Source organism: Pseudoxanthomonas sp. LARHCG66, assembly GCF_052871755.1.
In genome coordinates, this window is the sequence record NZ_JBIXJW010000005.1 from 136,385 (window position 1) to 157,982 (window position 21,598).

At 66.1% G+C, this 21,598-nt stretch carries 22 protein-coding genes; 6 read left to right on the plus strand and 16 right to left on the minus strand.

Features of this window, described 5'->3' with window-relative positions; genetic code table 11:
* Positions 1-55: 55 nt before the first annotated feature.
* Positions 56-526, plus strand: coding sequence for a DUF2721 domain-containing protein (locus ACIPRS_RS15550; RefSeq protein WP_446539205.1), 471 nt, complete (start codon positions 56-58; stop codon positions 524-526).
* On the opposite strand, the gene tadA is transcribed toward ACIPRS_RS15550, so the two are convergent.
* On the minus strand, positions 523-990 hold the full coding sequence (gene tadA / locus ACIPRS_RS15555; RefSeq protein ID WP_446539206.1) for a tRNA adenosine(34) deaminase TadA: 468 nt from the start codon (positions 988-990) through the stop codon (positions 523-525). The two genes, ACIPRS_RS15550 and tadA, sit on opposite strands and share 4 nt — an antisense overlap.
* A 223-nt stretch (positions 991-1,213) precedes the next feature.
* Between tadA and ACIPRS_RS15560 the strand changes: the two genes are divergently transcribed.
* On the plus strand, positions 1,214-2,080 hold the full coding sequence (locus ACIPRS_RS15560; protein ID WP_446539207.1) for a right-handed parallel beta-helix repeat-containing protein: 867 nt from the start codon (positions 1,214-1,216) through the stop codon (positions 2,078-2,080).
* A 69-nt stretch (positions 2,081-2,149) separates the two neighbouring features.
* Here ACIPRS_RS15560 and guaA read toward each other — a convergent pair whose 3' ends face one another.
* From guaA to folD, 3 genes are all read right to left on the minus strand, one after another.
* Complete coding sequence (guaA, locus tag ACIPRS_RS15565) at positions 2,150-3,715, minus strand: glutamine-hydrolyzing GMP synthase (protein WP_446539208.1); 1,566 nt, start codon at positions 3,713-3,715, stop codon at positions 2,150-2,152.
* A 62-nt stretch (positions 3,716-3,777) separates the two neighbouring features.
* Positions 3,778-5,235, minus strand: a complete 1,458-nt coding sequence (gene guaB, locus ACIPRS_RS15570) for an IMP dehydrogenase (protein WP_446539288.1) — start codon at positions 5,233-5,235, stop codon at positions 3,778-3,780.
* 189 nt (positions 5,236-5,424) lie between these two features.
* Positions 5,425-6,333 (minus strand): bifunctional methylenetetrahydrofolate dehydrogenase/methenyltetrahydrofolate cyclohydrolase FolD, encoded by a 909-nt coding sequence (folD, locus tag ACIPRS_RS15575; RefSeq protein ID WP_446539209.1) that lies wholly within the window; start codon positions 6,331-6,333, stop codon positions 5,425-5,427.
* 85 nt (positions 6,334-6,418) lie between these two features.
* Between folD and ACIPRS_RS15580 the strand changes: the two genes are divergently transcribed.
* Complete coding sequence (locus tag ACIPRS_RS15580) at positions 6,419-6,715, plus strand: DUF1244 domain-containing protein (protein ID WP_337732024.1); 297 nt, start codon at positions 6,419-6,421, stop codon at positions 6,713-6,715.
* A 13-nt stretch (positions 6,716-6,728) separates the two neighbouring features.
* Entirely contained in the window at positions 6,729-7,502 is a 774-nt protein-coding gene (locus tag ACIPRS_RS15585) for an alpha/beta hydrolase (RefSeq protein WP_446539210.1), read from the plus strand.
* 9 nt (positions 7,503-7,511) lie between these two features.
* Here the strand turns inward: ACIPRS_RS15585 and ACIPRS_RS15590 are convergent, their stop codons facing one another.
* The 3 genes from ACIPRS_RS15590 to ACIPRS_RS15600 all read right to left on the minus strand — a co-directional run bounded on the left by ACIPRS_RS15590 (position 7,512) and on the right by ACIPRS_RS15600 (position 10,527).
* Entirely contained in the window at positions 7,512-9,353 is a 1,842-nt protein-coding gene (locus ACIPRS_RS15590; protein WP_446539211.1) for a monovalent cation:proton antiporter-2 (CPA2) family protein, read from the minus strand.
* 31 nt (positions 9,354-9,384) lie between these two features.
* Positions 9,385-9,636, minus strand: a complete 252-nt coding sequence (locus ACIPRS_RS15595) for a hypothetical protein (RefSeq protein ID WP_446539212.1) — start codon at positions 9,634-9,636, stop codon at positions 9,385-9,387.
* Positions 9,637-9,753: 117 nt separating this feature from the next.
* Complete coding sequence (locus ACIPRS_RS15600) at positions 9,754-10,527, minus strand: SDR family oxidoreductase (RefSeq protein WP_446539213.1); 774 nt, start codon at positions 10,525-10,527, stop codon at positions 9,754-9,756.
* A gap of 113 nt (positions 10,528-10,640) precedes the next feature.
* Between ACIPRS_RS15600 and ACIPRS_RS15605 the strand changes: the two genes are divergently transcribed.
* A complete protein-coding gene (locus tag ACIPRS_RS15605; protein ID WP_446539214.1) occupies positions 10,641-11,591 on the plus strand; it encodes a helix-turn-helix domain-containing protein in 951 nt (316 codons plus the stop codon).
* Here the strand turns inward: ACIPRS_RS15605 and moeB are convergent, their stop codons facing one another.
* The 9 genes from moeB to ndk all read right to left on the minus strand — a co-directional run bounded on the left by moeB (position 11,592) and on the right by ndk (position 20,727).
* On the minus strand, positions 11,592-12,731 hold the full coding sequence (moeB, locus tag ACIPRS_RS15610) for a molybdopterin-synthase adenylyltransferase MoeB (protein WP_446539215.1): 1,140 nt from the start codon (positions 12,729-12,731) through the stop codon (positions 11,592-11,594). It lies immediately after the preceding gene.
* A 36-nt stretch (positions 12,732-12,767) separates the two neighbouring features.
* Complete coding sequence (locus ACIPRS_RS15615; protein WP_446539216.1) at positions 12,768-13,985, minus strand: molybdopterin molybdotransferase MoeA; 1,218 nt, start codon at positions 13,983-13,985, stop codon at positions 12,768-12,770.
* On the minus strand, positions 13,982-15,382 hold the full coding sequence (gene der, locus ACIPRS_RS15620; protein WP_446539217.1) for a ribosome biogenesis GTPase Der: 1,401 nt from the start codon (positions 15,380-15,382) through the stop codon (positions 13,982-13,984). The genes ACIPRS_RS15615 and der overlap by 4 nt, the downstream gene beginning before the upstream one ends.
* A gap of 181 nt (positions 15,383-15,563) precedes the next feature.
* A complete protein-coding gene (gene bamB / locus ACIPRS_RS15625; protein WP_446539218.1) occupies positions 15,564-16,751 on the minus strand; it encodes an outer membrane protein assembly factor BamB in 1,188 nt (395 codons plus the stop codon).
* Complete coding sequence (locus ACIPRS_RS15630; RefSeq protein ID WP_446539219.1) at positions 16,748-17,383, minus strand: YfgM family protein; 636 nt, start codon at positions 17,381-17,383, stop codon at positions 16,748-16,750. Before ACIPRS_RS15630 ends, bamB begins: the two co-directional genes overlap by 4 nt.
* Positions 17,384-17,444: 61 nt before the next feature.
* Positions 17,445-18,260 (minus strand): RodZ domain-containing protein, encoded by an 816-nt coding sequence (locus ACIPRS_RS15635; protein ID WP_337732035.1) that lies wholly within the window; start codon positions 18,258-18,260, stop codon positions 17,445-17,447.
* Positions 18,257-19,078 carry a type IV pilus biogenesis/stability protein PilW gene (gene pilW / locus ACIPRS_RS15640; protein WP_192202569.1) on the minus strand — a complete coding sequence of 274 codons (822 nt, stop codon included), beginning with the start codon at positions 19,076-19,078 and terminating at the stop codon, positions 18,257-18,259. The genes ACIPRS_RS15635 and pilW overlap by 4 nt, the downstream gene beginning before the upstream one ends.
* Complete coding sequence (gene rlmN / locus ACIPRS_RS15645) at positions 19,068-20,255, minus strand: 23S rRNA (adenine(2503)-C(2))-methyltransferase RlmN (protein WP_192202788.1); 1,188 nt, start codon at positions 20,253-20,255, stop codon at positions 19,068-19,070. Before rlmN ends, pilW begins: the two co-directional genes overlap by 11 nt.
* Positions 20,256-20,301: 46 nt before the next feature.
* Entirely contained in the window at positions 20,302-20,727 is a 426-nt protein-coding gene (gene ndk, locus ACIPRS_RS15650; protein ID WP_162337947.1) for a nucleoside-diphosphate kinase, read from the minus strand.
* A 219-nt stretch (positions 20,728-20,946) separates the two neighbouring features.
* On the opposite strand from ndk, the gene ACIPRS_RS15655 reads away from it, so the two are divergent.
* Positions 20,947-21,576: a TetR/AcrR family transcriptional regulator gene (locus ACIPRS_RS15655; RefSeq protein WP_192202570.1), complete on the plus strand. Its 630-nt coding sequence runs from the start codon at positions 20,947-20,949 to the stop codon at positions 21,574-21,576.
* The last annotated feature ends 22 nt before the right edge of the window (positions 21,577-21,598 follow it).

A 21,598-nucleotide genomic window follows, 5' to 3' on the forward strand; every position in this document is an offset into this window, starting at 1 on the left:
ATGCGGGCGTACCGCATCATGTCATCATAACGCAGACCATTCCCGTGACCGGCCCATGAATCCGACCACCGACCACGCCGTGCTCACCGCGATGCTGGCGCCGGCGTTCTTCCTGACCGCGACCGCATCGTTGTTGCTGTCGGCCAACAACCGTCTTGCACGCATCATCGACCGGGCGCGCACGCTGCTGCGCGAGCTGGCCGACATGGAAGATGACGCGGAGCGGGCCCTGCTGGAAAAGCGCATCGCACTGCAGCGCCAGCGCAGCCTGATCATCCTGCGCGCTGGCCAGTTGCTCTATGGCGCCATCAGTTGCTTCGTCGGCACCAGCCTGGCGGTGGCGGTGGATACGTTCACCGGACACAGGCTGGGCTCCCTGCCCACTTGGCTTGCGGCCCTGGGGGTTGTGGCCATGCTCGCGGCCAGCCTGCTGCTTGCCCGTGAATCGACACTGGCTGTCACGGCGATCAATGAAGAGATGGACCACCGCAAGGTGAAGCGCAAGGCGCCCCCATCCACCGGCTAGACCAGGGGACGGCCGCGCTTGGCGCGGAAGTAGTTGGTCAACCGGCGCCCCGCTTCGTCACCCAGTACCCCACCCAGCACCTCCACGCGATGGTTGTGGCGTGGGTCCGCGAGCACGTCGAACACGCTGCCGCAGGCACCCGTCTTGGGATCACCGGCACCGTAGACCAGCCGCGCCACGCGTGCATGCACCAGCGCCATCGCGCACATGGCGCACGGCTCCAGCGTGACATACAGCGTGGTGCCGACCAGGCGGTGATTGCCCGATACCCTGCCCGCCTCGCGCATCGCCACGATCTCGGCATGTGCACTGGGGTCATGGTCAAGGATGTTGCGGTTCCAGCCTTCGCCAAGCACCTGGCCGTCGGCACCGACCAGCACGGCACCCACCGGGATCTCGTCGAATTCGCGCTCGGCGCGGTCGGCCAGCGCGAAGGCGCGGCGCATCCAGTATTCGTCATCCACGTCGTCGCGTCCTTATCGCCCGCCCCATGCCAGTTCAGAGATTGTCGCCTGCAGCTCCCTCGACGCACAACGGTGAAGTGCGCGGGAACAGGTCGCTCGTCACAGCCAGTGAGACGACATTGAATAGAATCGTCGTGGGGACTCCGCCGATACCACCGACTCGCCTGTGCAAGTGGAGGATTTGCGCGTGCCCATTCCATCAATCGATCACAAGGATGCGCAAATGTTCAACAAGTTCATTGCAGTGCTCGCCCTGGCCACCCTCGGCGCCCCCGCTCTCGCGCAGGAGGCGGGTACGACCACATGCTCCACCATCATCACATCCCTGCCATACACGATCACCGCGCCCGGCTACTACTGTCTGCGCAATGATGCTGTCATCCAGAGCCACTACGGCGTCCACATCGCCTCCAGTGACGTGGTACTCAACTGCCGGGGCCGTAGCATCCAGGCAGAGACGTTGTCAGCCGGCTCGGACGGTATCGCTGGCATGCCCGGATTGGAGAACGTGACCGTGCAGAATTGCGTGGTAAGGAACTTCGACCGGGGGATCACAGCGGGTTACGAGGGTCGCAATACCCAAGTCCTCAACAATCGCGTCGAGAACGTGCTGTCCAACGGCATTGCGGTCTGGGGTCACGACGCCCGCGTGGTAAACAACCGCGTGTCCAATATCCTCCCCGACACCGCCTACCAGGTTGTCGGGATCAGCCTGTTTCCCTTTTCGCCTGAGGTTTCAGCCACCGGCCAGGAAGCTATCAACAACACCATCGCGGGCCTGACGGCCGATTACATGCTAGTGGGCCTGATGATTTCCGGCTCGACCAATCCGCGCCTGGTCAACAATCATGTCCTTGATCTGCGTCGCCGCACGGACACGAATGCCATCGGAATCTGGTTCACCGGCTGGGCGCAGGGCGCGTCCACCACGGGCGGCCAGTTGATCAACAACGCATTGATGATGCGCGAGCCCGGGGTGTCGGGACTCTCGGGCCAACCCGCACTTTGCAAGGGAAACACCTCGGTAGGCATCACCGTGTCGGGCTTCGAGTCCTGCCTGGTGCACGCAGACAACACCACCATCCAGTGACGCGTCAGACCGCTGGAAGGGATTCCGGCGGATTTCCTCGCGGCGGCGGCCATGTGCCGCCGCCATCCATCACTCCCACTCGATCGTCGCTGGCGGCTTGCCCGAGATGTCGTAGACCACGCGCGAGACGCCACGCAGTTCGTTGATGATGCGATTGGAGACCGTGCCCAGGAAGTCGTACGGCAGGTGCGCCCAGTGCGCGGTCATGAAGTCGATGGTTTCGACTGCGCGCAGCGCGATGACCCACTCGTAGGCACGTGCGTCGCCCACCACGCCCACCGACTTGACCGGCAGGAACACCGCGAACGCCTGCGAGGTCTTGTCGTACAGGTCGGCCTTGCGCAGTTCGTCGATGAAGATCGCATCCGCCTTGGCCAGCAGTTCGGCGTACTCCGGCTTCACCTCGCCCAGAATGCGTACACCCAGGCCGGGGCCGGGGAACGGATGGCGGTAGACCATCGTGCGCGGCAGGCCGAGTTCCACACCCAGGCGACGCACTTCATCCTTGAACAGTTCGCGCAACGGCTCCACCAGGCCCAGCTTCATGTGCTCGGGCAGGCCACCGACGTTGTGGTGGCTCTTGATGACGTGCGCCTTGCCGGTCTTGCTGCCGGCCGACTCGATCACGTCCGGGTAGATCGTGCCCTGCGCCAGCCACTTGGCGTTCTTCAGCTTGTTCGATTCTTCCTCGAATATCTCGACGAACAGGTTGCCGATGATCTTGCGCTTGGCTTCGGGATCGTCAACACCCTTCAGCGCGGTGAAGTAACGGTCGGCGGCATTGACGCGCACGACCTTCACGCCCATGTGCTCGGCAAACATCGCCATGACCTGGTCGCCTTCCTGCCAGCGCAGCAGGCCGGTGTCGACGAACACGCAGGTCAGCTGTTCGCCGATGGCCTTGTGCAGCAGCGCCGCGACAACCGACGAATCCACCCCGCCCGACAGGCCCAGGATCACTTCATCGGAACCGACCTGCTCGCGCACGCGGGCGATCTGGTCGTCGATGATGTTGGCGGCGGTCCACAACGTCTTGCAGCCGCAGATCTCCGCGACGAACCGGCGCAGCAGCGTCTGGCCCTGTTTGGTGTGCGTCACTTCCGGATGGAACTGCACGCCGTACCAGTGCTTCTCTTCCAGCGCCATCGCCGCAACCGGGATGCGGTCGGTGGTGGCGGTGATCGTCCAGCCCGGCGGCGCTTTCGCGACGTGGTCGCCGTGGCTCATCCACACGTCGATGCGCGGCGCGCCCTGGTGATCGCTCAGGCCGCCCAGCAGTGCGTCATGCGCGACCAGCTGCACCTCGGCATGACCGAATTCGCGTGCATCGGCGGCTTCCGTTGCGCCGCCCAGCTGCGCGGCCAGCGTCTGCATGCCATAGCAGATGCCCAGGATCGGCAGCCCGCTGTCGAACACCTGCTGCGGTGCTGCGGGCGCGCCGTGCTGCGTGGTCGATTCCGGGCCACCGGACAGGATGATGCCCTTGGCGCCGAACTTCGCGATCTCCTCGGGATCGTGGTCCCATGCCCAGATCTCGCAGTAGACGCCGATCTCGCGGATGCGGCGGGCGATCAGCTGCGTGTACTGCGCGCCGAAGTCGAGGATGAGGATCTTGTCGGTATGGATGTTGGTCATGGTGTCCTGCGGCTACAAAAACGAAGAAGGGAAACGCTGGCGTCTCCCTTCTCCGGCAACGATCAGCCCATCCGGTAGTTCGGTGGCTCTTTGGTGATCTGTACGTCGTGCACGTGGCTCTCGCGCTGGCCAGCGCCGGTGATGACCACGAACTTCGGCTTGCTGCGCATCTCCTCGATGGTCGCGCAGCCCACGTAGCCCATCGTGGCACGGAGGCCGCCGACCAGCTGGTGGATGATGCCGCCGACCGAACCACGATAGGGCACGCGTCCTTCGATGCCTTCCGGCACCAGTTTGTCGGCGTCGCTGGCGTCCTGGAAATAGCGGTCCTTGGACCCCTTTTCCATCGCACCCAGGCTGCCCATGCCGCGGTAGCTCTTGTAGCTGCGGCCCTGGAAGAGTTCGACTTCGCCCGGCGCTTCCTCGGTGCCGGCGAACAGGCCGCCGATCATCACCGTGGATGCGCCCGCGGCGATCGCCTTGCCGATATCGCCCGAGTAGCGGATGCCGCCGTCGGCGATCAGCGGGATGCGGTCCTGCAGGGCTTCGGCCACCATGTCGATGGCGGTGATCTGCGGCACGCCCACGCCGGCCACCATGCGGGTGGTGCAGATGGAGCCCGGGCCCACGCCGACTTTCACCGCGTCGGCACCGGCATCCATCAGCGCGAGCGCGGCATCGCCGGTAACGATGTTGCCGCCGATGACCTGCAGCAACGGGAAGCGCTTCTTGACCCAGCTCACGCGGTCCAGGACGCCCTGCGAATGGCCGTGCGCGGTATCCACGATGATCACGTCCACGCCCGCAGCCACCAGCGCTTCGACGCGCTGGTCGGTGTCGCCGCCCACGCCGACGGCAGCACCCACCATCAGGCGGCTGGAACTGTCCTTGGCGGCATTGGGGTTGTCGGTCTTCTTCTGGATGTCCTTGACGGTGATCAGGCCGCGCAGGTCGAAGGCATCATTGACCACCAGGACCTTCTCGATGCGGTGCTTGTGCAGCAGTTGCAGCACTTCGCCATCGCTGGCGCCTTCCTTCACCGTGATGAGGCGATCCTTCTTGGTCATGATGTGGCGGACCGGATCGTCCAGCTTCGTTTCGAAGCGCATGTCGCGGCTGGTGACGATGCCGACCAGCTGGCCGCCATCGACCACCGGCACGCCGGAGATGTTGCGCGCGCGGGTGAGCTTGAGCACCTCGGCGATCGTGGTTTCGGGCCCGACGGTGAAAGGCTCCTTGATCACGCCGGCTTCGAACTTCTTGACCTTGGCCACTTCGGCGGCCTGCTGTTCGACGGTCAGGTTCTTGTGCAGGATGCCGATGCCGCCCAGCTGGGCCATGGCGATGGCCAACCGCGCCTCGGTGACGGTATCCATCGCCGCCGAGACGATCGGCAACTTCAACCGCAGGTCGCGCGTCAGCCGCGTTTCCAGGTTGACGTCCTTGGGCAGGACGGTGGAATGGGCGGGGACGAGGGAGACGTCGTCGTACGTCAGTGCTTCAGCCTGGATGCGCAGCATCGGCGGGCCCGGATAGTTGGGGAAGCGCGGCATTATACCCTGATCGAAGGGGCTTCCGCCTGCTGCCGCAACTGGAACGATGCTTTCCCGGTGCCGCCCCGTGTCTGTGGGAGCGACGCAAGTCGCGATGAGGGAATCGGATGGCTTCATCGCGACTTGCGTCGCTCCCACACCCAGACAGAACGCCGCTCAGGGGCCCGCTTCGGCGGCTTCCAGCGTGTTCTGCATCAGCGTGGCGACGGTCATCGGCCCCACGCCGCCCGGGACGGGGGTGATCCAACTGGCCCGCTCCGCGGCCGCGTCAAAGCCCACGTCGCCCACCAGCCGGCCATCCTCGAGCCGGTTGATGCCCACATCGATCACCACGGCGCCCGGCTTGACCCATTCGCCGGGGACCAGGCCGGGCTTGCCCGCCGCCACCACGAGGATGTCGGCGTCGCCGACCCGGGCCTGCAGCACGTCGCGCGGGGTGAACTTGTGGCAGCTGGTGACGGTGCAACCGGCGATCAGCAGTTCCAGCGCCATCGGCCGGCCGACGTGGTTGCTGACGCCGACGATCGTGGCGTTCTGGCCTCTTACCGGGCGGTCCGTGTACGCGAGCAGCGTGGTGATGCCGCGCGGCGTGCAGGGACGCAGGCCGAACTGCCGCAGCGCCAGATGGCCGACGTTGGCGGGATGGAACCCGTCCACGTCCTTGCGCGGATCGATGCGCTCGATCAGGCGGGTCGCATCCGGAATGCCGGGCAGCGGCAGCTGGACGAGGATGCCGTGGATCTTCGGATCGGCATTCAGCTGATCGATCAGGTCCAGCAGTTGTGCCTCGTTGGTGCCTTCCGGCATGTCGTAATCGTAGGCGGCGATGCCCACCTTTTCGGCCGCACGCCGCTTGTTGCGAACATAGACCGTGGAGGCCGGATCACCGCCGACCAGCACCACCGCCAGGCCCGGCCGCGCCTGGCCCGCAGCCACCCGCGCGTCCACCCGGACCTTCAGTTGGTCCAGCAGGTTTTCGGCAATGCGGCGGCCGTCCAGGATTCGGGCAGTCATGGGAGCGTGGGGTGTAGAGTCGATGCATATTGTCCCCGATTCCTTCCCCATGTTGTAGGAGCGCCGCGTGGGCGCGATGCTGCTCCCCTTCGTCTCAAGGCATCGTGCCCATGGGACGCTCCCACGGATCAAGACCATGACCGATACCACAGCCCTCGAGGCGGCCGCGTTCCGCCGCCTGCTCAAGCACCTCAATACCGACCGCACCGACGTGCAGAACATCGACCTGATGATCCTGGCCGGCTTCTGCCGCAACTGCCTGGCCGACTGGTACCGCGAGGCCGCCGTGGAGGCGGGCATCGCGATGGACAAGGAGCAGGCGCGCGACGTGATCTACGGCATGCCGTTCGCCGAATGGAAGGCGCAGCACCAGCGCGACGCCACGCCCGAACAGCTGGCCGCCTTCAAGGCAGCACAGGAGCGGCATGGGTAGGCGCAGCCGTCGCATGCTGCTCTGGTCGACGGCGATCGCCGCAGCCTGCTATCTCGCCGCCTGCGCGTTGCTCTATTCGCAGCAACGCCGGTTGATCTACTACCCGCAGCTCACCCGGGTGGAACCCGCGCAAACCGATATCGCCCTCGCCCGCCCCGGCGCCACGCTGCGTGGCTGGGTGGTCAATCCGGGGCGCCGGGATGCCGTCGTGTACTTCGGAGGAAACGCCGAATCGGTGCAGGCCAACCGGGACGACCTTGCCCGCTGGCTTCCAGGCCATACGGCGTATCTTTTCGCGTACCGCGGCTATGGCGCCAGTGACGGCTTGCCCAGCGAGGCGGCATTGCTGGCGGACGCGCTCGCGCAGTTCGACGACGTGGCTCGACGGCACCCGGGTGGGCAGGTCTCCGTGGTCGGGCGCAGCCTCGGCAGCGGAGTCGCCACGCATGTCGCCGCGGAACGGACGGTGCCACGGCTGGTGCTGGTCACGCCCTTCGACAGCCTGGCCGCCGTGGCGCAATCGCACTACCCCGTCTTTCCGGCACGATGGCTGCTACGCGACCACAACGACTCGTCGCAGCGCCTGCCGCGCCATCGGGGTGAGCTGCTGGTGCTGCGGGCGGGACGGGATGTGGTGGTGCCGCCCGCAAACACCGACCGGCTGCTCAAAGCCTTCAAGGGCCGTGCGCTGATCGTGGACTTCCCGCACGCGGGCCATGACGATCTGTCGCTGGACCCCCACTACTGGCCCGCCTTCAGCGACTTCCTCGAAACCGGCGCGGACTGAGCGCGCCGGCTACTCCTCTTCTTCCTCGCCGATGATCTCGGCGGCTTCCTCGTTGAGCGCCCTCGCCTCGCGCTTGGGCTTGGTGAAGGGCGTCGGCGTGGGCTTGGCGGGCCTGGCGTTGCCGTAGAGCGCCGGGATGCCGGACCTGAGGTCACCGCCCGCAATCTCCAGTTCCAGGCGTTCCGCATCCCGCCGACGGATTTCCAGTGCGATCGTCTCGGCGTCCTCGGGCGATATGCCCACGCTCGCCAGCGCCGCCTTGCCGAACTCCACCGCGGATTCGAACGTCTCCCGGATCTGGAAATCCACGCCTGCGGCGATCAGCGCCAGCGAGTGCTCACGGTCGAACGAGCGCACCAGCACCTGCGCCTGCGGGAACTCGTGCTTGACCAGTTCCACGATGCGGTTGGCCGCTTCCTTGTCGTCGATGCAGATGGCGATGGATTGGGCCGTCTGCGCGCCGCATGCACGCAGCACGTCCAGTCGCGTGCCGTCGCCGTAGTAGATCTTGAAGCCGAACTCCTCGGCGCTGCGGATCATCTCGATGTCGGTATCGATGATGGTGACGTCCACGTCGCGCGCCAGCAGCGACTGGCTCATCACCTGGCCGAAGCGACCGAAGCCGATGATCAGCACGCTGCCGCTGAGGCCTTTCGCCTCCTCGATGCCTTCCATCGAGGGCTGCTCCGGATGGGTGAACCGGCGCAACAGCAGCACGAAGAGCGGCGTCAGCGCCATCGACAGCACCACGATGGCGGTGAGGTTGGCATTGACGGTGGCGTCGATGATGCCGGCCGCAGCGGCGGCGGCGAACAGCACGAAGGCGAACTCGCCGCCCTGCGCCATCAGCACCGCGCGGTCGAGCGCTTCGGCATGCGAACTGCGGGTGACGCGCGCGACCATGTAGATGCAGGCGGCCTTGACGGCCATCATCGCAAGCACCGCGCTGACGATGAGCGGCCAGTTGGCCGCCACCACGCCCAGGTCCAGCGCCATGCCCACGCCCAGGAAGAACAGGCCCAGCAGGATCCCGCGGAAGGGTTCGATGTCGGCTTCGATCTGGTGACGGAAGGTGGACTCGGACAACAGCACGCCGGCCAGGAAAGCGCCCATCGCCATCGACAGGCCACCCAACTGCATCAGCAACGCGGCACCCAGCACCACCAGCAACGCGGCGGCGGTCATCACTTCGCGCGCCTTGGCCGCAGCGAGGATGCGGAAGAAAGGGTTCAGCAGCCAGATACCGGCGGCGATCAGCCCGGCCAGCGACGCGACACCGATGCCGATCGCGATCCAGCGCGAGCCCTCCTGCGGCTCCACCACCTGGGGCGACATGAAGGCGACCAGCACCAGCAACGGTACGATCAGCAAGTCTTCGAACAGCAGGATCGATACCACCTTCTGGCCATGCGGCAACGCGACGTCGCCCCGCTCCGCCAGCAGTTGCATGACCACCGCCGTGGAGGTCAGCACGAAGCCCATGCCACCGATGAACGACACCGCCAGCGGGTAGCCGAACACCAGGCCCACGCCGGTCAGCAATACCGTACAGACCGCGATCTGCAGCGTTCCCAGCCCGAAGATCTGCTTGCGCAGGCTCCACAGGTGGCTGGGCCGCATTTCCAGGCCGATCACGAACAGGAACATCACCACGCCGAGTTCGGCAACGTGCAGGATGGACTGCGGATCGGAGAACCACTTCAGACCGAACGGACCTATCACGAGGCCGGCGGCGAGATATCCCAGCACCGATCCCAGGCCCAGGCGCCGGAAGATCGGCACGGTCACGACGGCGGCACCCAACAGGGCGACGACACTTACCAGTTGGCTGGCACCGGATTCTGCACTCATGCGGGCAGTCTACCGGATGGATGCGCCCGCTCTACCGGCCCGGTGCCTTCATGGCCAGCCATGCGCCCGCTGCCACCGGTACCGCGAAGATCAGCAACTGGATGGGCAACTCTTCCTGCAGCGAGTAACCGTGCGACATGCCCGTACGCAGGTTCCAGAGCACGGCGAGCAACCAGCCCAGGCTGAAAAATGCCGCTGCAGCGCGACGCCTGGCTGGCTTGGCCAGCCACATCGCAAAGCCCACGACCAGCAGGCCGACAACGATGAAGATCAAGGTCCGCACGGTGTGGTCCTCCCCGGGAACTGGCTCGCGCGGGGCAGCCCGCGCGCCCACATTACCGCACTCCAGTACCACGCTTCCGGTCCGGGAACGGGCCACGCAACCCGACCCCAGGCATGCTCACTTGGTGGTGTAGCCGCCGTTGATGAGGATGGTCTGCCCGGTGATCCACCAGCCATCGCTCACCAGGTGGCGGATGAAGGGCACCACGTCTTCGATGTCCGTCAGCCCGGTCTTGCTGCTGGGCGAAAGCGCGGCCGCACTCTTGTGGTAGGCGACGGCGTCGGCGCCTTCGGCTGGATAGAAGAACGGTGTATCCATGGGGCCGGGGCCGACGGCCGTCACCGAGATGCCGCGTGCGCCGAATTCCTTGGCCGCAGCGCGGGTGAAGTGTTCCACCGGCGCCTTGGTGCCTGCGTACGCCGCATAGAACGGGGTGAACGCGCCAAGAAGCGATGTGACCAGGGTGCACACCTTGCCGTTGTCATTGAGGTGCCTGCCGGCCTCCTTCAGGAAGAAGAACGCGGTCTTGGCATTGACCGCCGCCATGTCGTCGTACTCGGCTTCGGAAATGTCGGCCATCGGTTTCTTCAGCACCTTGCCGATCGTGTTGATGGCGATGTCGGGGCGCCCGACTGCCGCGACGGCATCGGTGAACAGCCGCTCCATGGCCCCGGCGGTGGTCAGATCACCCTGCAGCGCGACAGCCTTTGCGCCAGCGCGCTCGATGGCAGCGACAGTAGCCTCTGCCTGTGCCCTGCTGGCCGCGCTGTTGTAGTGAATGGCAATGGCACGGGCACCCTGCGCGGCGAGGTCGCGGGCGATCAGGCCGCCCAAATTCTTGGCACCGCCGGCGATCAGGACGACTTTGCCGCGGATGGAATGGTCGGTCATGGGAATTTCCTTCAGGGGGCGATAGGGGCGGTCGACTGCAGGGAGCGCCAGCGGTAGGCAGTCCCGCTCGACGCCACTAAGATGCGTGCGAAGCGGCTCGCCTGGCTTTCACGATGTCCCGTCCACTGTCAAATTCTCCGGTGCCCGATGGCCCGCACGATGGCTGGCAATCGTCGTATGACGCGGCCAACCACGCGTCTGAAGGGACGCCGCAATACCGGGTGCTCGCGCAGGCGCGTTGGCCCGGCGTGGAACTGCTGGTCTGCCGCGAGGACATCCGCCAGCGCACGCTGTGGGCGATCGACCAACCGTGCCATACGGTCATCGTCCACCTGGGCGGCACCATGCGCGAGCTGGATACCGAGATTGATGGCGCCGGCTCCACCCATGCGCCTCCGTCGCCGGGCGACATCTGGCTGATCCCCGCGAAAAGACGCTATGCCAGTCAGGCGAAGGGACAGGTCATCACCTACGCCGAGTTGCGGCTGTCCCCGCTCGCCGAGGTGGACGTGGGCAGCGGACAGCGCGCGCCCATCGAAGGTCTGATGCCGCGCCTGGGCCACCGCGATGAATTTCTCCACTACAGCGTGGCCCGACTCGGGCGTCTGAGCCAGCAGGACGACGACCTGTCGGTGATGATGGCCGAACGCCTGCAACTGGTCCTGCGGCAACACCTGTACGACGGCTACCGCTTGCCCATGATGCGCGCGCCCGCATCGGCCCGGCTCGCGCCGCGCGCGGCGCGCCAGCTGTGCGACCACATCGAGGCCCGCCTGGACCAGCGCATCACGCTGGCCGAACTGGCGATGCTGGTCGAGATGAGCGTGCACCAGTTGCTGATCGCATTCCGGCGCGACTTCGGCACCACGCCCGCGCAGTACATCTTGGCTCAGCGTCTTCGCCGGGCCCGTTGGCATCTGCTCAACAGCAACGCCGACATCGCGAACATCGCCGTCGACTGCGGTTTCGCCAGCCACAGCCACCTCAGCGCGGCATTCAAGCGCGATACGGGCATCACCCCGCGTCAGTTCCGCGACGGGCTGCGCATGCGCGCGATGGAGTGATCAGGCCGGCGCGCGGCAGAACGCGGGGTAGTCGATGTAGCCGGAGAACGGCAGATCGAGCGCGCACACCGCGCAGTCCGGGTCGTGCCGTAACCGGGTTTCGCGGAAGCGCATGGACAGCGCGTCGAAGTGAAGCAACCGGCCCGTCAGCGGGTCGCCGATGCCCAGCAGCAATTTGATGACTTCGGTGGCCTGCAGCAGCCCGATCACCCCGGGCAGCACGCCCAGCACGCCGGCTTCGGCGCAGTTGGGAGCGAACTCCGGCGGCGGCGGTTCCGGGAACAGGCAGCGGTAACAGGGCGCATGGCCACGATGGCGGCCGGCATCGAACACGCTCACTTGCCCCTCGAAGCGTTGCACCGCGCCATACACCAGCGGCTTGCCCAGCTTCACGCAGGCATCGTTGAGCAGGTAGCGCACCGGGAAGTTGTCGGCCCCATCCAGCACCACGTCCACGCCCTCCAGCAGGCGTTCGACATTGTCCACCGTGACGCGCTCGGCCACGGCTTCGATCCGGGTGCGCGGATTGAGTGCAGTGAGCGTTGCCTGCGCGGAGGCAACCTTGGCCTGGCCCACCCGCGCTTCGGTATGCAGGATCTGGCGCTGCAGGTTGCTGCGGTCGACCACGTCATCGTCCGCGATGCGCAGCTGCCCTACCCCGGCGGCGGCAAGATAGAACGCCGCAGGGGATCCGAGGCCGCCCGCCCCGATCATCAACACGCGCGACTGCTGCAGGCGCAGCTGGCCCGCCGCGCCCACTTCGGGCAACAGCAGGTGTCGGGAATAGCGCTCGTTGAAGTCGCGGGCGTCATCGGACAGGACGGGCATGACGACCGGGCGCCCTTCTTCGATCCAGCGCGACGTTCCGCCTGCGACGGAGAACACTGCCGTATAGCCGGCGGCTTCCAGCACGCGCGCTGCCTCCATCGATCGCCCGCCCTTCTGGCAGACCAGCACGATGCTGGCGTCACGATCCGGCAGGTGGGCGAAAGGATCGGCTTCCAGCTGCGCCTTGGGAATGCCGCGCGCACCCTCGGCCTGGCCGCTGGCACGCTCGTGGTCTTCGCGTACATCAATGAAGACGCTGCCTTGCGCAAGCAGCGGGGCGACGTGTTCGGGGAGGATTTCGCGGATGGCCATGGTGTGATTATCGCGCAACTCGCCACGCGGGCCGCTTCAGCAACCGATCACGTCCACGACGTCGCCCGCCGAATAGTCGCGCGCGCCTTCGGGCAGGACGATCAGTGCATTGCTGTCGGCGACCGCGCGCAACTGGTGGGAAGCATCCGCAGCGTTGGGCATGACCTGCAATCGTCCATCGTCCCCGCTTTCCATCCATCCTCGCAGGAATTCCAGGCGCTCGTGCGTCTTGCGCCAGGGCGCGCGCAACACCGCCCTCCATTGCGGACGAGGCTCACGACGACGCTGCAGGCCATCCAGCAGGGCCCGCCCGAGCGTCAGGAACGTGGCCAGCGAGGACACCGGATTGCCCGGCAGGCACAGGAACAGGGCCCGGTCCATCTCGCCGAACAGCACCGGCATCCCGGGCCTCATGCGTACCCTCCAGAAATGGATGCGACCCCGCGCTGCCAACAGTGCTGGCAGATGATCCTTCTCGCCGGCGGACACGCCGCCGCAGGTGATGACGACATCGAACGCGGCAGCGGCGTCGGCCAGCGCAGTACTCATGCGCTCCGGGTCGTCGGGAAGCGTCGGCCAGGCGGTCGGTTCCAGCCCTTCCGCGCGCAGCAGGCCCATCAGCAGTTCGCGATTGCTGTTGTAGATCTGGCCGGGCGCCAGCGGCAACCCGGGTTCCACCAGTTCGTCGCCGGTCGTGAACACGGCCACGGTCGGGCGTTGTGCGACTGCCAGCGAGGCTATCCCCAGCCCGGCGGCCAACGACACCCGGGCCGGCGTCAGTACCTGACCATCGGCGAGCACGCGTGCGCCCGCCTGCACGTCTTCGCCCGCGCGCCGCACATCCGCGCCGGGCCGCAGGCCGGCCGGCACACGCACCATGCCGTCGTGCAGGGTGCAGTCTTCCTTGATGGCGACGGTGTCCGTACCCGCAGGCAGCGGCGCGCCCGTGGTGATGCGGACGCATTCCCCGGCGCCGACCTGCATAGCCTGCAGTCGGCCGGCGAACTGTTCACCGGCCAATCGCAACAGGGTGTCTTCCCCCGGCAGCAGGCTGGCGTGGGCGAAGGCGAAGCCATCCATGCGGCTGTTGTCGAACGGCGGCAACGGGAGGGAGGCGGTGATGTCCTCGACCAGCACCCGGCCGCTAGCGCGGGTGACGGCGATGCGCTCCGGGCCCAGCATCCGGTTGCCGGCGACCTGCCGGATGATCTGTCCGGCTTCGGCGAAGCCGATGCGAGACGGGTATCCGGTCACTTGCCGCGCTTGACGTGCCGGATCAGGCGGCGCTTCTTCGCGATCTGTTTTTCCGTCAGCACGTTCTTCTTGCCTTCGTAGGGGTTGGCGCCCTCGCGGAAGATGAAGCGCACCGGCGTACCGACCAGCTTGAAGCGCTTGCGGAAGAAGTTCTCCAGGTACCGCTTGTATGACTCCGGCAACACCTTCAGGCGCGTGCCATGGACGATGAAGGTCGGCGGATTGGCGCCGCCCGGATGCACGTAGCGCAGCTTGGAAACGTGGCCACGGATGCTCGGGGGCGGGTTGGTCTCGTAGGCGACTTCCAGCGCTTTGTTGACTTCGCTGGTGCCGAACTCCTTGGTCGCCGACGCATGCGCGCGGTGGATGGCCTTGAACAGTTCACGCAGGCCGGAGCCGTGCAGCGCGGAAATGCGGACCACTTCGGCCCATTCCACGAACCCGAGTTTGCGCGCCAGCAAGGCCTCGGCCTGCTCCCGCTGATAGGTCGTCAGTCCATCCCACTTGTTGATCCCCACGACCAGCGCACGGCCCGCATCGAGCACGGCGCCCAGCACGCTGGCATCCTGGTCGGTGACGCCTTCGGTCGCATCCAGCAGCAGCACGGCCACCTGGCACTGCTCGATGGCCTGCAGCGTCTTGACCACGCTGAACTTCTCGACGGCCTCCTCCACCTTGCCCTTGCGTCGCAGGCCGGCGGTGTCGATCAGGCGGTACTGGCGACCGTCGCGCTCCATGTCCACGGCAATCGAGTCGCGCGTGGTGCCCGGCACCTCGGAGGCGATCATGCGTTCTTCGCCCAGCAGGCGATTCACCAGCGTGGACTTGCCCACGTTGGGGCGGCCCACGAAGGCGACCCGCATGCGGTCGGGATCGTCGTCCAGTCCGGCAGTGGCACCTTCTTCGGGCAACCGCTGGTGGACTTCCTCCAGCAGGTCGTCGATGCCCTGCCGGTGCGAAGCCGAGATCGTGATGACGTCGGAGAAACCGTAGCGGGCGAAATCCGCCAGCGCGGTGGTCTCGTTGATGCCATCGATCTTGTTGATGACCAGCAGCGTGGGGCGCGCGGCCTTGCGCAGCCAGGCCAGGATCTCGTCGTCGAGCGCGGATGCGCCTTCACGGCCATCGACGATGAACAACACCAGGTCGGCCTCTTCGGCCGCCGCACGTGCCTGGCGTGCCGTGGCACCGGCCAGGCCCTCTTCCTCACCGGCGATGCCGCCGGTATCGACGACCAGGAAAGGGGCGTCCTCGTCGAGTCGGCAGACGCCGTAGTTGCGATCGCGCGTCACGCCGGGCTGGTCATGCACCAGGGCGTCACGACTGCGGGTCAGCGCGTTGAACAGGGTGGATTTGCCGACGTTGGGACGACCCACCAGGGCGACGAGGGGCAACATGCAGAGGCAACCGGAAAGGAAAATGTTGCCGGAGGCGTGTCGCCGCGCGCAGGGCACGGCCGCTCCGGTCTGGCAACGGGCCGCCATGGTATCGGAATACGCCCCCTTCCGCGAAAAAGGGCCGCAATGCGGCCCTTTCCGGCAAGACAGGAGTGGGCCGGCCCACTCCTTACTGACGGGGTTACTTGAACCCGAAGGCGGTCAAGCCGCCCTCCACATCCTGTACCAGCAGGATGCCGTCGGCGACGACAGGCTTGCCACGCAGGGCTTTGCCCCCCACGCGGGCGCGCGCCGCGACCTCGCCATTGTCCGTCTTCAGCCAATGCAGATAGCCGTCGTAGTCACCGACCACGGCGTAATCGCCATGGATGGTGGGTGCCGTCAGCGAGCGTCGCGCGAGGGTGATGTTGGACCACAAGGCGCTGCCGCTGTACTTGTCCAGCGCCCAGACGGTACCCGTCGGATCGGCCACCATGACCGCGCTGCTGGTGACCGCCAGGCCACCCGCGCCGCCATTGTCGCGCGTCCACAAGGGGCGACCCGAAGGACCTTCCAGCGCAACGGTCTCCATCTTGTAGCTGGTGGCATACAAGGTGGTGCCTTCCAGCACCGGGGCGCCATCCACATCGGCCATGCGCTCGAGTTCGCTGCGGCCTTCCGGCGTACCTACCGCCTGCGTCCACATGGGACGACCATCGCCCGCCGACAGTGCGGTGACCGTGCCGTCGTCGCTGCCTGCGAACACGACGCCCGGACCGACCACGACCGGCGCGTTGCCGCGAACGGTCAGGCTGGGAAGCTCGTTGGTCCAGAACCAGCGGCGCTCGCCGTTTGCCGCATTCAATGCCGTGACGCGGCCATCATTGCTGCGCACGTAAACCAGGTCCGTCCCGATCGCCGGCGCCGCAATGACTTCGTTCGGCACCTTCACCTGCCATTTCTCGGCACCAGTGGCGGCATCCAGGGCGATGACCTGGCCGTCCAGTGTTCCCACGACCACCAGGCCCTGGCCGGCACCCGGACCACCCGACAGTCGCAAGTCGGATTTGTACTGCCATACCTGCTTGCCCGTCTGGAGATCGAAGGCACGCACGCCGCCTTCGACCGCAGCGGCATATACCCGGCCACCGTCCACCACAGGCGCCTGCTGGATGCCCAGTCGATCCTCGCCTTTGCCGGCATTCGCGCTCCAGAGCTTGGACACCGACACCGATTGCGTGATGTCGACCAGTTCCGCTGGATCGGTCGGCTTCTCGTCGGGCTTGTCGTCGCCGTCGAACCAGCCCTTTACCGTACTGCAGCCCCCCAGGGCGCCGATCAGGAGTGCTGCCGTCAGGAGACGGACGGGAAAACCATGGGTGAGCTTCATGCAGCGTCTCCGCTCTTGGGCGGCGTGCCGCCGGCGTGGATGAGTTTCAGCTCCACGAGCCGACGCTGGGGGGATGCCACATCGAGCGTCGTCAACGCACGCGTGTACGCATCCTGCGCTTCCTTCAACTTGCCTGCAGCCAGCAGCGCGTCGCCACGGACTTCCAGGCTCGATGCATCATCGGCCTTGTCCAGCAGCTTCAACGCATCGTCGTGCTTGCCGGTATCGATCAGCAGGCGCGCCAGGCGCAGGTTCACAAGCGGCCGCAGCGAATCGACCGGCGTCAGGCCGCGCAACGTGGCGATGGCGGCATCACGCTCGCCCGCCTGGATCTGTGCCTTGGCCAGCTGGAGACCGGCCACATCGGCGTACAGCTCGTCTTCCTTCATGAGCGAATCGACGGCGCCCTTGGCCTGCTTCAGGTCGCCCTTCGACAGATCCTCGACAGCCGCCTGGTATGCCTGGTAGGCCTGTTCCTTCTTGCCCGCCTGGCTCTTCTGCCACCACTGCCAGCCGAAGATGACACCCAACCCCAGGATCACGCCCCCCAGCAGGCCGGCACCATTGTTACGGAGCCAGCTACGGACGCGTTCGCTTTGTTCGTGCTCGTCGAGCAGATCATCAATCGCCATGCGCTCTCTTGCCCCGTCGAGGCGGGGTCTTGGTCTTTAGTTGGACAAACCCGCGCGCGGGTCAGTCACCGACCGGCGCTAGGGAACCCTCAGAGGATACCGTAAAGCGCGCAACATTCGCTCGCTGGTACGGTGCCAGATTCACCGTACTACCGGCATGCTGAACCTCGACCGCCGTGGCATCGCCCAACTTGATGCGGCCGACTTCACCCCTCGCGTACGTGCGTTCTTCGCCCGCCCGGATCAGCGCATGCTCGACCTTGCGGCCAGCGGGATCATTGACTTCGACCCAGCTGTCACCCTTGAACGTCAGCGTCAGCCACGAGGCCGCCGCGCGCGGCAGTGGCGCCAGTGACGCCACATATGGCGTCGCCTGAGGCCTGGCGACCGGGGTGTTCCCTTCCCTCTCGCCTGGCGAACCCGACGCGCTCGGCACGACGTCCAGCGACGCGGTCGCCGCATCCGGTGCCGGTCCGGAGGTCGGACGCAAGGCCATCCACACCGGCGTTGCGATCACGAGCGTCAACACGACGTACACCGCACGCCGCTTGAAGCTTTCGAAGAAATACTGGAAGTGCGGCGTATGGCTGTGGCTGACCAGTTCGACCGGCTTCGATACCACCGCTTCCGCCTGCTGCAGGAAGGGTTCGACATCCACCTTGAGGAGGCGACCGTAACTGCGCAGCTGCCCGCGCACGAACACCGCCCCACCTGACTGGTCCCACTGCCCACCTTCGAGGGCGTGCAGCACCTTCAATGGCATCTTCAGGCGCTGGCTGACCTCCTGCAACGACAGGCCGGCCTGCTCACGCGCCAATCTCAGCGCCTCACCGCACCCCTGCGGCGGCGCCACTCCCCCACCTACCGTGTCCATCATGGCCCTGCATTTCCCCCAGAGTTGACGTCCTGCGCGTCGGGGAACTCCGCCCGAATCCGCTGAACATATCGACTGGCAGCGGCCTTGTCGCCGAGTCTATCCTCGATTTGTGATGCGAGTTTCAACACCGCGGCAGTCGCTGGCCCCGAAGCCAGCCTGCGCTCGATGAAGGCACGTGCCGGCAGATAGTGCTGCCGGTCGAATTCCAGCTCCGCCATCGCGCCAAGAGCGGTCGTGTTGGACGGGTCGCGCGACAGGGCCAGACGCAGGTCGCGCTCGGCCCTTTCGGTCTGTCCGCTGGTCAGGGCGCAACTGCCGGCATTCGCCATCGCCAGCACGGGCGTCGCATAGCCGGGCGCCTGGACCGCGCGGTCGAACCAGACCAACGATTCGGCCGCCGCACCATTGGCGCACAACCAGGCCCCGTAGTTGTTCTGGGCCGCGCCCTGCCCGGGCGCCAGCTCCGCCGCACGGCGGTACAGCTGGCCGGCCTCCTGCGCCCGCCCGCGCCGGTCTTCGATCACCGCCAGGAGGGTGGTGGCATCCGCCGAGCCGGGATCCAGCTTGAGTGCGGAGCGCACATCCTTCTCCGCGGGATCGAGCTCGCCGGCATGCAAGCGCTGGGTGGCGCGCGCGAGCATCGTCTGCACCGACTGGCGGCGCTTGACCTCCGGACTGTCCTTGACCGAGTACTCGGGCGCGACCTGCTGTCCGGAGAGGGACTCCATCTTGCCCTTGGGGCGAACGAAGGTGAGGCGACTGCAGGCGGTGGCCAGCAGGAGGGGGATCAGCAGCAGGCAGATCGCCTTATGCCGCATCGTCGATGCCCTGTTCCTGCAATTGCCGGCGGAACTCGGCCTGGCGACGCGTACGGTCCATCACCTGGCCCTTCAACTGGCCGCAGGCGGCATCGATGTCGTCACCGCGCGTGCGGCGGACCATCGTCAGCACCTGCGCGTCGAGCAGCAGTTTCTGGAACGCGCGGATTTCATCTTCCGGAGAGCGCTCGTAGCGCGTGCCCGGGAACGGATTGAACGGAATCAGGTTGACCTTGCCGGCATCCTTCAACTGCGCGGCGTTGCTGAACTTGCGCATCAGCTGGGCCAGCTGGCGCGCGTGTTCTGGCTGGTCGTTGACGCCCTTCATCAAGGTGTACTCGAACGTCACCGAATCGCGCTTCTTGTTCGCACGCAGGTAGCGCACGCAAGACGCCATCAGCTCGGCGATCGGGTACTTCTTGTTGAGCGGCACGAGCTGCTCGCGCAGTGCGTCGTTGGGCGCGTGCAGCGAGACCGCCAGCGACACGTCGGTCTCGGTGGACAGCCGGTCGATCATCGGCACCAGGCCGGAGGTCGACAGCGTAACGCGCTTGCTCGCCAGGCCGTAGCCCAGGTCGTCGCGCATGATGTTCATCGCGCGCACGACATTGTCGAAGTTGAGCAGCGGCTCGCCCATGCCCATCATCACCACGTTGGTGAGGCGACGGTTCTGCGCAGGCACGTTGCCCAGGTGGCGCGCTGTCACCCACACCTGACCGATGATCTCGGCGGTGGTCAGGTTGCGATTGAAGCCTTGGGTAGCCGTGGAGCAGAACGTGCAGTTCAGCCCGCAGCCCACCTGCGACGACACGCACAGCGTGCCGCGGCTCTTGTCGGGGATGTACACGGTTTCGACGGCATTCTTGCCATCAACCCCCATGCCGAGCAGCCACTTGTGGGTGCCGTCGGTGGAGGGCTTGTCGAACACCACCTGCGGCACGACAACCTCGGCATGCTCCTGCAGCTTGGCGCGCAGGTTCTTGCCCAGGTCCGTCATCTGGTCGAAGTCGGTGACGTAGCGATGGTGGATCCACTTCATCACCTGGTGGGCGCGGAACTTCTGCTCACCGAGCTTTCCGATGAAGAACTGCTCAAGGCCCTCGCGATCCAGGTCCAGCAGGTTCTGTTTCGCCGGCACGGACGCACCGATGGCCACGGACGGTGCGTCCGTGGCCATTTTCAGTTCGATCGGTGGCAGTTCGTGGCTGCTCATCACTCTTCGCTCAGCGCGAGAACACTTCGGTGGCGGCGAAGAAGTACGCGATCTCGATGTTCGCGTTCTCGACCGAATCCGAGCCGTGTGCGGCGTTGGCATCGATGGAATCGGCGAAGTCGGCGCGGATCGTGCCCGGCGCGGCGTCCTTCGGATTGGTGGCACCGAGGATGTCGCGATGCTTCAGCACGGCGTTCTCGCCTTCCAGCACCTGGATGGCGACCGGACCGGAGATCATGAACTCGACCAGTGCATTGAAGAACGGACGTTCGCGATGCACGGCGTAGAAACCTTCGGCCTCACGGCGCGACAGGTGCTTCATCTTCGAGGCGACGATCTTCAGGCCGTTCTTTTCGAAACGGGCATAGATTTCGCCGATGACGTTCTTGGCGACGGCATCGGGCTTGACGATCGACAGGGTGCGCTCCAGCGCCATGGGGATTTTCTCCGTTGGGCGGGCCACTGAAGGCCCAAGGTTAACATGAAAAACCCGCGTCGAAACGCGGGCTTAGACCAGAAAGCGTAGCGAGATTCTAACGTATCCCAGCGCAGGATGCAGCCTGCGTCACAGGCCGATTGCTGCCTTGCAACATGACACGGCCCCACGGTCAGCGGAGAATCAATCAAACAAGCGTTTGATTAAGCCGGAGGCTCCATGGGCAATACCACGCACTTCTCCACCAAGGAACGGATACTGGGGGCCGCGGAAGAGCTCTTCGCCCAGTACGGCTTTGCAGGCACCTCCCTGCGGCAGGTGACGAGTCGCGCAGACGTCAACATCGCGGCCGTCAACTACCACTTCGGCAGCAAGGAAAACCTGGTCAACGAGGTGTTCCGTCGCCGCATGGACGACATGACCGCCGCCCGCCTCACCCTGCTTGAAAAGGCACTGGCCGGGCGCCCGGGCGAGCTGGAACCCATCCTCGCCGCCTTCGTCGAGCCGGCGCTGGCGCTGGCCCAGGATCGCCACGGGGGCGGCGCCTTTGTCCGGGTCATCGCCCGCGCCTACGCCGAAAAGAACGATGGCCTGCGCAAGTTCCTCTCCGACCACTACGGCCATGTGCTGCGCGAGTTCGGCAAGGCGATCGCCGCCTGCGTGCCGGGCCTCAGCAAGGAAGAGCTCTACTGGCGGCTGGACTTCTTTTCCGGCGCCCTGACCTACGCCATGGCCGACTTCGGCCTGATCAAGCGCCCCACGGGCGTCACGGAAGCGGCGCACCGTGAGCGCGCCGCCCGCGAACTCATCCGCTTCGCCGAGGCCGGCCTGCGCGCCGACCATGTCTGAAACCCCTGCAATCCAAGGAAAT